The 9,941-nt window shown below is 66.9% G+C and carries 8 protein-coding genes and 1 pseudogene; 5 read left to right on the top strand and 4 right to left on the bottom strand.

Translation table 11 applies throughout. The annotated features are described in order from the left end of the window. Together DBR20_RS23180 and DBR20_RS13230 are read right to left on the bottom strand one after the other, a co-directional pair. Positions 1-291 (bottom strand): annotated as a pseudogene (locus DBR20_RS23180) (hypothetical protein); the annotation flags it as partial. Between the two features lie 73 nt (positions 292-364). Then, entirely contained in the window at positions 365-1,159 is a 795-nt protein-coding gene (locus DBR20_RS13230; protein ID WP_089241715.1) for an undecaprenyl-diphosphate phosphatase, read from the bottom strand. Positions 1,160-1,378: 219 nt separating this feature from the next. Here DBR20_RS13230 and glnA point away from each other — a divergent pair, with 219 nt between their 5' ends. The 4 genes from glnA (at position 1,379) to DBR20_RS13210 (ending at position 5,845) form a co-directional block, all read left to right on the top strand. After that, positions 1,379-2,788 (top strand): type I glutamate--ammonia ligase, encoded by a 1,410-nt coding sequence (gene glnA / locus DBR20_RS13225; protein WP_089241713.1) that lies wholly within the window; start codon positions 1,379-1,381, stop codon positions 2,786-2,788. 346 nt (positions 2,789-3,134) lie between these two features. After that, positions 3,135-3,473 carry a P-II family nitrogen regulator gene (locus tag DBR20_RS13220; protein ID WP_004134334.1) on the top strand — a complete coding sequence of 113 codons (339 nt, stop codon included), beginning with the start codon at positions 3,135-3,137 and terminating at the stop codon, positions 3,471-3,473. Between the two features lie 22 nt (positions 3,474-3,495). Next, the gene (gene amt, locus DBR20_RS13215) at positions 3,496-4,926 is read left to right on the top strand and encodes an ammonium transporter (RefSeq protein WP_108266498.1); all 1,431 of its coding nucleotides are present in this window, start codon (positions 3,496-3,498) and stop codon (positions 4,924-4,926) included. 172 nt (positions 4,927-5,098) lie between these two features. Continuing rightward, the gene (locus DBR20_RS13210; protein WP_108266497.1) at positions 5,099-5,845 is read left to right on the top strand and encodes an N-acetylmuramoyl-L-alanine amidase; all 747 of its coding nucleotides are present in this window, start codon (positions 5,099-5,101) and stop codon (positions 5,843-5,845) included. 30 nt (positions 5,846-5,875) lie between these two features. On the opposite strand, the gene DBR20_RS13205 is transcribed toward DBR20_RS13210, so the two are convergent. Continuing rightward, a complete protein-coding gene (locus DBR20_RS13205) occupies positions 5,876-6,577 on the bottom strand; it encodes a LytTR family DNA-binding domain-containing protein (RefSeq protein WP_108266496.1) in 702 nt (233 codons plus the stop codon). Further along, positions 6,565-8,274, bottom strand: coding sequence for a sensor histidine kinase (locus DBR20_RS13200; protein ID WP_108266507.1), 1,710 nt, complete (start codon positions 8,272-8,274; stop codon positions 6,565-6,567). The genes DBR20_RS13205 and DBR20_RS13200 overlap by 13 nt, the downstream gene beginning before the upstream one ends. A 181-nt stretch (positions 8,275-8,455) precedes the next feature. On the opposite strand from DBR20_RS13200, the gene DBR20_RS13195 reads away from it, so the two are divergent. After that, positions 8,456-9,910 (top strand): alpha/beta hydrolase, encoded by a 1,455-nt coding sequence (locus DBR20_RS13195; protein WP_258223353.1) that lies wholly within the window; start codon positions 8,456-8,458, stop codon positions 9,908-9,910. The last annotated feature ends 31 nt before the right edge of the window (positions 9,911-9,941 follow it).

The raw sequence follows: 9,941 nt of genomic DNA, 5'->3' as shown, positions 1-9,941 counted from the left end.
GTTGCAGGTGTTGCTGACCGACAGGCGGCCATCAGCGAAGTCCAGGGTGACCGGCTTGTCTTCGCGGGCGAACAGCGCATCGATGCGCTTGCCATCGGCCGCGGTGGCCTGCTGCAGCAGCCAGTGCTGGCTCTGCAGGCGCTGCGCATCCAGGTGTGCCAGCGCCTTCTGGTCGCCGGCCTTTGCCGCAGCCGGGGCCAGGTCGTCACCGCCGGTACCGGCCGGGGCGGGGGTCTGGCTGCAGGCGGCCAGCAGGGCCAGCGGGAGGAACAGGGTGAGCTTGCGGTTCATGGTGATTCTCCTTGGGGAACCGAGGGGGAAACGGATCGGGGCCGGCAACGGGGTTACCGTGCCCCGGCGCTGTTCAGCTGCCGGACGGCAACCACAGCAGCAACGCAGCGCCCAGGGCGATGCGGTAAAGGGCGAAGGCCGTGAAGCGATGCGACTTGATGTAGCCCATCAGCCACTTCACTACGACGAAGCCGGTGATGGCGGCGGCAACGAAGGCGACACCGACGTCGGTCCAGTTCTCGCTGGCCAGGTTTCCTTCCTTGGCCAGTTCCAGGAAGGTGTAGGCGCTGGCGGCGAACATGGTGGGAATGCCGACCAGGAACACGAACTCGGCGGCGGCCGCGCGGCGGCTCAGGCCCAGCAGCATGGCCAGGAAGATCGCCGAAGCCGAGCGCGAGGTGCCGGGGAACACACCGGCCACCACCTGCGCCAGGCCGACGCCGATGGCGACCGTCCAGGTCACCTGGTCGCGGTCGGGCAGGCGCGCGGTATAGGCCTCCACCAGCAGCATCCAGATGCCGCCGATGATCAGCGCCCAGGCCACCGGGCTCACGGTTTCCGGCAGCGACCAGCCAGCCTTGCGCACCACCAGGCCGACCACAGCGGTCACCAGGAAGGCCGCGCCGAGCTTGAACACGTACTCACGGTTCTCGCGTTGGCCGAAGCCGGTGGCCAGCTGCAGCAGGCGCTGGCGGAACACCAGCACCACGGCCAGGATCGCACCGGCCTGGATGATGATATTGAAGAAATCCGATCGCGCGCCCAGCCAGTGCTGGGCGATCAGCAGGTGGCCGGTGCTGGAGATCGGCAGGAATTCGGTCAAGCCTTCGAGGATGCCCAGCAGCAGGGCGGAGAGCAGATCGGACATGGACGGTGCGGGTGCCGGCGGCGGAAGAAGCTCGAAAGAATAGACGATCCATGCCGCACCAAACGGGTGCGTCCGGTCATCGGCGCACCCGTTTGGTGCACATGGTTCTGCACCCCGCTGGGGCAGCGGCTTTGAAATCAACGACTTGTGAAAGCCGAAAAGTTGGCACGGTCATTGCTGTACCTCAGCAGGCATTCATCCCCATCCGAGGTCGTACCGATGTCCGTGGAAACCGTAGAGAAGCTGATCAAGGACAACCAGATCGAGTTCGTCGATCTGCGCTTCGTCGACATGCGTGGTGTCGAACAGCATGTGACCTTCCCGGTCAGCATCGTCGAGCCGTCGCTGTTCGAAGAAGGCAAGATGTTCGATGGCAGCTCGATCGCCGGCTGGAAGGGCATCGCCGAATCGGACATGGTGCTGCTGCCGGATACCGCCAGCGCCTACGTCGACCCGTTCTACGCCGATCCGACCATCGTGATCAGCTGCGACATCCTCGACCCGGCCACCATGCAGCCGTACGGCCGTTGCCCGCGCGGCATCGCCAAGCGCGCCGAGTCGTACCTGAAGTCCTCGGGCATCGCCGAAACCGCGTTCTTCGGCCCGGAGCCGGAGTTCTTCATCTTCGATTCGGTGCGCTTCGCCAATGAAATGGGCCACACCTTCTTCCAGGTCGATTCGGAAGAAGCGGCGTGGAACAGCGGCGCCAAGTACGACGGCGCCAACAGCGGCTACCGTCCGGGCGTGAAGGGCGGCTACTTCCCGGTGCCGCCGACCGACACCCTGCACGACCTGCGTGCGGAGATGTGCAAGACCCTGGAACAGGTCGGCATCGAAGTGGAAGTGCAGCACCACGAAGTGGCCACCGCCGGCCAGTGCGAGATCGGCACCAAGTTCAGCACCCTGGTGCAGAAGGCCGACGAACTGCTGCGGATGAAGTACGTCATCAAGAACGTCGCCCACCGCAACGGCAAGACCGTCACCTTCATGCCCAAGCCGATCGTCGGCGACAACGGCAGCGGCATGCACGTGCACCAGTCGCTGTCCAAGGGCGGCACCAACCTGTTCTCCGGTGACGGCTACGGCGGCCTGAGCCAGATGGCGCTGTGGTACATCGGCGGCATCTTCAAGCACGCCAAGGCCATCAACGCCTTCGCCAACTCGGGCACCAACAGCTACAAGCGCCTGGTGCCGGGTTACGAAGCCCCGGTGATGCTGGCCTACTCGGCGCGCAACCGTTCGGCCTCGTGCCGCATTCCGTGGGTGTCCAACCCGAAGGCGCGCCGCATTGAAATGCGCTTCCCCGATCCGATCCAGTCGGGCTACCTGACCTTCACCGCGCTGATGATGGCCGGCCTGGACGGCATCAAGAACCAGATCGACCCGGGCGCACCGAGCGACAAGGATCTGTACGACCTGCCGCCGGAAGAAGAGAAGCTGATCCCGCAGGTCTGCTCCTCGCTGGACCAGGCCCTGGAAGCGCTGGACAAGGACCGTGAGTTCCTCAAGGCCGGTGGCGTGATGAGTGATGACTTCATCGACGGCTACATCGCGCTGAAGATGCAGGAAGTGACCAAGTTCCGCGCGGCGACCCACCCGCTGGAATACCAGCTGTACTACGCCAGCTGACCGGTTGCGATGGCGGTGGGTAACCCCTCCCACCTGCCGCCATCGCATCCGTCTTCGCGGCTGGGGAGCCGCAACGCGGACCTTGTGTCCGCCGTGGTAGAGCGGGGCGCTGGCCCGCTGAACTGGCAGAGCGGACCGTTGGTCCGTCGATCCAGGGGCAAGAGAGACCGGATACGCGATATGGGCCGCCCTCCCTCCCGCGTCGGCCGTGCAAGGAGAGAGGCACGGCTGTCCCGGCCCGGTTCGTGTCCGGTGCAACAGCCACGGCCATCACCACGATGGCCCGTGGTTGCCTGATGCCATCGCGCGTTGGCGCGCTGGCCCCATCCACCATCGGGACATGCGCATGAAACTGATCTCCGCCATCATCCGACCGTTCAAGCTCGACGAGGTCCGCGAGGCCCTGTCCGATGCCGGCGTGTCGGGCATCACCGTGACCGAAGTGAAAGGCTTCGGCCGCCAGAAGGGCCACACCGAGCTGTATCGCGGTGCCGAGTACGTTGTCGACTTCCTGCCCAAGATCAAGATCGAAACCGTCGTCACCGACGAGCGTGCTGATGCCGTGATCGAAGCGATCCAGTCGTCTGCAGGCACCGGCAAGATCGGCGACGGCAAGATCTTCGTGACCGCTGTCGAGCAGGTCATCCGCATCCGCACCGGCGAAATCGGCGCCGACGCACTGTAAGCCCCCTTCCGGAGACTCCCCCATGAAGATGCGCCTTCTCACCGGGTGGCAAGCCCGGTTCCATCTGGTGTGCCTGCTGATGCTGTTCAGCGCGCTGGCCGCCGGTACCTGGCCAGGCAGTGCACATGCCCAGGTCCAGGTCACGCCGCTGCAGAGCGAGGCCGTGGCCGTCGAGCCCCTGCAGGACCCGACCGCCGCTGCGCCGGCTGCTGCCGAAGCGGTGGCGGCGCCCGCCTACGACCATGGCGACGTCGCCTGGATGCTCACCTCCACCCTGCTGGTGTTGCTGATGGTGGTGCCGGGCCTGGCCCTGTTCTATGGCGGCCTGGTGCGTTCGAAGAACGTGCTGTCGGTGCTCAGCCAGATCCTGGTGGTGTTCTCGCTGGTGCTGCTGCTGTGGGTGGCCTATGGCTACAGCGCAGTGTTCAGCGCCGGCAATCCGTTCTTCGGCTCGTTCACCGAATTCGCCTTCCTCAAGGGCTTCACCCCGGAGTCGGTGGGCAACACGCCGATCAAGGGCCTGCCGGATTACCTGTTCGTCGCCTTCCAGTCGACCTTCGCCGGCATCACCACCGCGCTGATCGTCGGTGCCTTCGCCGAGCGCATCAAGTTCCGCGCGGTGCTGCTGTTCTCGGCGCTGTGGTTCACCCTCAGCTACATCCCGATGGCGCACATCGTCTGGGGTGGTGGCTACCTGGGTGAGATGGGCGCGATCGATTTCGCCGGTGGCACCGTGGTGCACATCAACGCCGGCGTGGCCGGTCTGGTCGCTGCATGGTTCGTCGGCAAGCGCCTGGGCTATGGGCAGACTGCACTGAAGCCGCACAACGTGCCGTTCACCTATATCGGCGCGATGCTGCTGTGGGTCGGCTGGTTCGGCTTCAATGCCGGTTCTGCTGCGGCCGCTGACACCGTCGCCTCGCTGGCCTTCCTCAACACCGTGCTGGCCACGGCCGCAGCGGTGCTGGGCTGGACGCTGGTGGAAGCGATCAGCAAGGGCAAGCCGTCGGCACTGGGCGCAGCCTCGGGTGCGGTGGCGGGTCTGGTCGGCATCACCCCGGCGTGCGGCACTGTTGGCCCGCTCGGCGCGATCGTCATCGGCCTGGTGGCCGGCGTGGTCTGCGTGTGGGGCGTGACCGGCCTCAAGCGTCTGCTGAAGGTGGACGACACTGCCGACGTGTTCGGTGTGCATGGCGTGGGCGGTATCGTCGGCGCGATCCTCACCGGCGTGTTCAGCGCGCAGTCGCTGGGCGGCACCAAGGCCGATCTGGATATCGGCCACCAGGTATGGGTGCAGGTGGTCAGCGTCGGCCTCACCGTGGTCTGGTCGGCCGTGGTGACCGCGGCCATCCTGCTGCTGGTCAAGGTGGTGGTCGGCCTGCGGGTGACCGAGGAGGCCGAGCGTACCGGCCTGGATGTGACCTCGCATGGTGAATCGGCCTACGAGGCCTGATGCAGTGGTGGGCGGCCCGCACGGGCCGCCCGCCCGTTCTGGTAGCTGCCAAGCTTGCTTGGCACTGCTCCTGCCCTGTTGGGTGCCGACCGTTGGTCGGCACGGTCGGTGGCCCAGCCACGCATGGCGTGGCTCTACTGCATCGTCCGGGCTTATCGCGCACAATCAGGGCATGCACCCGATCCGCACCTCCCTGATGCTCTCGGCCTGCCTGCTGCTGGCCGCCTGCGCCTCCACGCCGCAGGAAATCCGCAACCCGCTCGCCACCTGGGTGCCGTCACCGAACCAGAACGCGCGCACGCCGGTCATCATCGTCATCCACCATACCGAGCAGAAATCGGTGCAGCAGAGCCTGCACACGCTGCGTACCGCCAACAGCGGCGGGCGGGTCAGTGCGCACTATCTGATCGGCGCCGATGGCCACCGCTACCAGCTGGTAGCCGATGAGCGCCGCGCCTGGCATGCCGGTTCCGGGCGCTGGGGCACCATCACCGACCTCAACTCTGCATCCATCGGCATCGAGCTGGACAATGACGGCCGTACGCCCTTCAGCCCCGCGCAGATCGAATCGCTGATCGTGCTGCTGCGCGATCTCACTGAACGGCTGAACATCCCACCGCGGCAGGTGATCGGCCACGCCGACCTGGCGCCGACGCGCAAGGAAGATCCCAGCCGCTTCTTCCCGTGGCAGCAGCTGGCTGAAGCCGGTTTCGGCGTGTGGCCGCGCGCTGCCGATGGTGCTGCGCCGGACGGCTTCGATGCATGGGCCGCGCTGGCGCGTTTCGGTTATCCGCTCGACAACCGCGAAGCAGCAGTACGGGCGTTCCACCGCCGTTTCCGTGCCAGCGACACCCTGCCGAAAACACTCGACGCCGAAGACGCACGCATCCTGCACTCGCTGCTGCTGCAGACCCCATGAGCCAGTAGTGCCAGCCCATGGCTGGCAGCCTCACTCCATTCCCAGCGCAGCGCGTATTGCCGCCACATGCGCACGCCCAACCGGCAACTCGCTGCCGTCGCTCAACACCAGCCAGTAGCGGCTGCCTGAGGCCGCGTGGAGCGTGCGGATCTGACGCAGGTTGACCAGGTAGGAACGGTGGCAGCGGACGAAATCCGCAGGCAGTACCGTGGCCAGCGCGGCCAGGGATTTGTCATGCAGTTCGCTGCGGCCGTCGCGCAAGCGCACCTGGCTGTAGTCGCCGTCGGCGCGGATCCAGAGTACGTCCGCCAGTTCGACGGTCGCTGTGCCCTGCGCGCGCCAGATACCCAGATACCGCGCGCGGCCGGCGCGGACACCACCGGTGTCGAGCAGCCGCTCCAGCGCTTGAGCCAAGCGCTCGCGTGAGAAAGGCTTGGGCACGAAGTCGAGTACGCCATGTTCGAACGCCTGCAATGCGCGCTCGCGGTGTGCCGACACCACCACGCACTGGTAGCGCCCGGCAACAGCACGGCGCAGCAGCTCGAAGCCATCGTCGCCGCCAAGGTTGAGGTCAAGCAGCAGGCCGTCATAGACGCTGCGCTGCAACCGGTCACCGGCCGCTTCCAGATCGGCTACCGCATCGAAACGCGCCCGTGCACCGACCAATTCGCTGCACAGGCGCAGCAAGCGCTGCCGCACCAGGGGTTCGTCCTCGACGATCAGGATGCGCATGTCAGCTCGATCCGGCCGCACCAGTGGTCACCGTCGATGCCCTGTATGAAGCTCCAGCCGGCGGGGCTGGCCGCTGCCAGGCTGGCCTCGATGTAGCGGGTGCCGGTGCCACGGCCGCGATGCGGGGCCGAACCTCGCGCACTGCGCAGTTCCAGAATCCAGCGCATGTTGTCGCGCTGCACGCGCAGGCGGAAAGGGTGCCGTGCGCAGGCAACAGCGCCGGCATGGGTCAGTGCATTTTCCACCTGTGCGTGCAGGATGCCTGGCGGCAGCGAAATCGCCGCATCCTCGCCATCAACCTCCAGCACCATGCGCTGGTCCAGGGCAAGGCCGACGATATCCAGATGGCTGCGGCACAACGCCAGTTCGTCCTGCAAGGGAACGCTCTGCCGGCTGCTGCTGTCGCGCAGGCGATCGAACTGATCGGCCAGCGACTCCACCAGGCGGCTCGCGCGCATCGGCGACTGCTCGATCAGTTCCTGCAGGCAGGTCAGCGTGTTCATCAGCCAGTGCGGCTGGATACCCCGTTGCAACAACTGCAACGAAAGCCGCGCGCGCTCTTCGCGCAGCCAGGCGTTGTGCCGGTCCAGCGCCTGCAACTGGGCTGCGTGGCGCAGAAGCAGGAACACCATCAGCACCGCCAGCAGCAGGAAGTAAGGGCCATCAAGGAAGGCACCGCGTGCGACCAGCAGCGCCACCAGGCCCGCAGACAGCAGCGCCAGGATCGGCCATCGGTCTTCCTGCCCGGAAGGCGTGCGCAGCAGCACCCACATCGAGGCGAGCAGGCTCAACAGCAGCACCGCCGCTGAGCGGGTGTCGAAGCCGGGCAGTGCGATGGCCGCGGCCATGATCAGCGCCAGATAGATGAAACCACCCGCCTTGGGCACGGCCACCTCGAAGCGACGCGCAAGATAGGCCGGCAGCAGCACGGCCGCGATGACATGCAGCGCAAGCAGCGCGACCAGGCGAACGCCGTGCCACGGGTAGGGGTAGCCCAGCAATGATCGCCAGGCCTCGACCGCGGGCAGCGCCAGCCCCACCACACCCAATGCCAGCAGCAGGCGCGCGCCGGGCGTGCGTGTCTGCCCACGCAGCACCGCCAGGAAATACAGGCATGCGGCTGCCAGCGCACCGGTGGCGAAGGCCGCGATCAGCCATGGCAGGATGATCTGGCCGTACAGCACGGGGGCTGGCGCGATCAGCAGCATCGCATCTGCGCCATGCAGGGCGAAACGCTGCTGCTGGCTGGATGCAAGCACCAGCAGTTCATCGGTAGCGTTGCCCGACGGCGGCGGTAGCACGCGCACGACGTCTACGCGCCCCGGCTTCTCTTCTTCCGGCGTGCGACCAACGGCGCCATTGCTGATCCATGGCATCCCGTTCCAGTACAGCTGGCTGGCAGCGCGCAACGACAGCCTCACTGTACGTCCATGATCGGCGCCGCTTTCCGGCGCTGGCACATGCCAGCGCAGCCAGTACGGGCCATGCCACTCCGCCAGCTGCTGCTGGTCCAGCGGCCGCCAAGCCAGGTTCTGCGGTGGGTGCGTTGGCAGACCGCCGGATGCCCCGACATTCGCGGGTGCCATCTGTGCGCCCTGCACAACCCTCATTTCCGGTGGCGGCGTCGACACGATCAGCCACGCGGCCACGGCCGCAAGCAGTACAGCAAGGACAGCCAGGGTTCGTGGGATCTGCATGGCGGCCATCGTATCGGCTGCACGGAGACATTGGGCTGCCGTCTGGAGACGTTCGGCAGATGGACACGTCCGCAGCGCGGCGGGGAGGCAGATGCTGGCGACGCACATCCTTCCATCGGAGCCCAACATGACCCGCAGCGCTTCTACTTCCTCCGGCAGCTTCCCGCTTCGTCGCCCTGTCATGTCCGTCACCCTCGCCGCGCTCTGCCTGGCCCTCGCCGCTGCCCTTCCCGCGCAGGCCGGTCCGGCGGCGCTGGCCTTCGAGCCCTACACACTGCAGACGAAGAACCATGGCGATATTCCTGCCGAGATCGCCACGCTGGAGGTGCCGCGTCGGCACAGCGAGCCGGACGGTCCGCGGCTGCACCTGAAGGTGGTGCGCCTGCGTGCGACGGCCCGCAATGGTCGCGCCGCACCGGTGGTCTACCTGGCCGGTGGTCCGGGTGGTTCTGGTATCGATACCGCGCGCGGTCCGCGCTGGCCGGTGTTCGACCAGGTGCGGCGCGAGGCGGACGTGCTGCTGCTCGACCAGCGCGGTGCTGGCCTGTCCGAGCCGCCGCCGGAATGTCCGCATGAAACACGTTTTGACGACGCCCAACCGCTGCAGCGCGATACGGCCCTGGCCGCAGTGCAGGCCACGGCGGCGAAGTGCGTAGCGTTCTGGCGTCAGGCCGGTGTCGATCTCGGCGCTTACACCACGGCAGAGAGTGCCGGTGACCTCGACGACCTGCGGCGCGCGCTGGACGTGCCGAAGATCAGCCTATGGGGCATGAGCTATGGCACCCATCTGGCCTTGGCCACGGTGCGCCTGCACGGTGCCGGTCTAGAGCGCGTGGTGCTGATGGGATCCGAAGGTCCCGACGACACGCTGAAGCTGCCGCTGAGCAGCGACGCATTGCTGCAGGAGCTGGCGGTGCTTGCCCGCAAGGATGGCTTCGATGACCTCGCCGGATCGGTCACCCGCGTGCTGCAGGCGCTGCGTGAGCAGCCGCGGCAGGGCCGCAGCCACATGCATGAGGGCAAGCAGGTCACCATCGGCCTGTACGACGCACAGACCGTCATCGCCAACATGCTGGGGCAACGCATCCCCCAGCAATGGCTGCCGTTGGTGCTGCGTGAGGCCGAGACGGGCAACTACGACCCGCTGGCAGATATGGTGCTGATCGGGCGCGCCCAGTACGCGCAGTTCCCGGCCATGGGTCTGGCGATGGACGTCGCCTCCGGGCAGAGTCCGCAGCGCCGGGCACTGGCCGAAGCACAGGCACGCCAGAGCCTGTTCGGCGACGGGCTGAACTTCCCGTTCCCGGCCATCGGCGACGGCCTCGGCTTGGCCGATCTGGGTGAGGGCTTCCGCGGCCCGCTGCACAGCGACGTGCCGGTGCTGTTCATCAGTGGCACGCTGGATGGCCGTACGCCCCCGGCCAACGCCGAGGCACTGCGGCCGGGCTTCAGCAACGGCCACTCGCTGCTGGTGCGCAATGCAAGCCATCACAACGAGTTGTGGACAGGCAACCCGGCCATCGCCCGCAGCATCGTCGACTTCCTCGCCGGTCGCGTCGTGCGCGATACCGTGCTGGACGTGCCGCCGCCGGTGTTCGCCACCCGCAGCAGTGAGTTGCTGGGCGGCAAGCGATAGGGTCCATCGTGTGGCGCAGGATGCGATCCCG

Source organism: Stenotrophomonas sp. HMWF023 (genome assembly GCF_003060985.1).
GTDB classification, from domain to species: Bacteria; Pseudomonadota; Gammaproteobacteria; order Xanthomonadales; family Xanthomonadaceae; genus Stenotrophomonas; species Stenotrophomonas lactitubi.
This window is presented reverse-complemented; position numbering and strand designations above follow the sequence as displayed.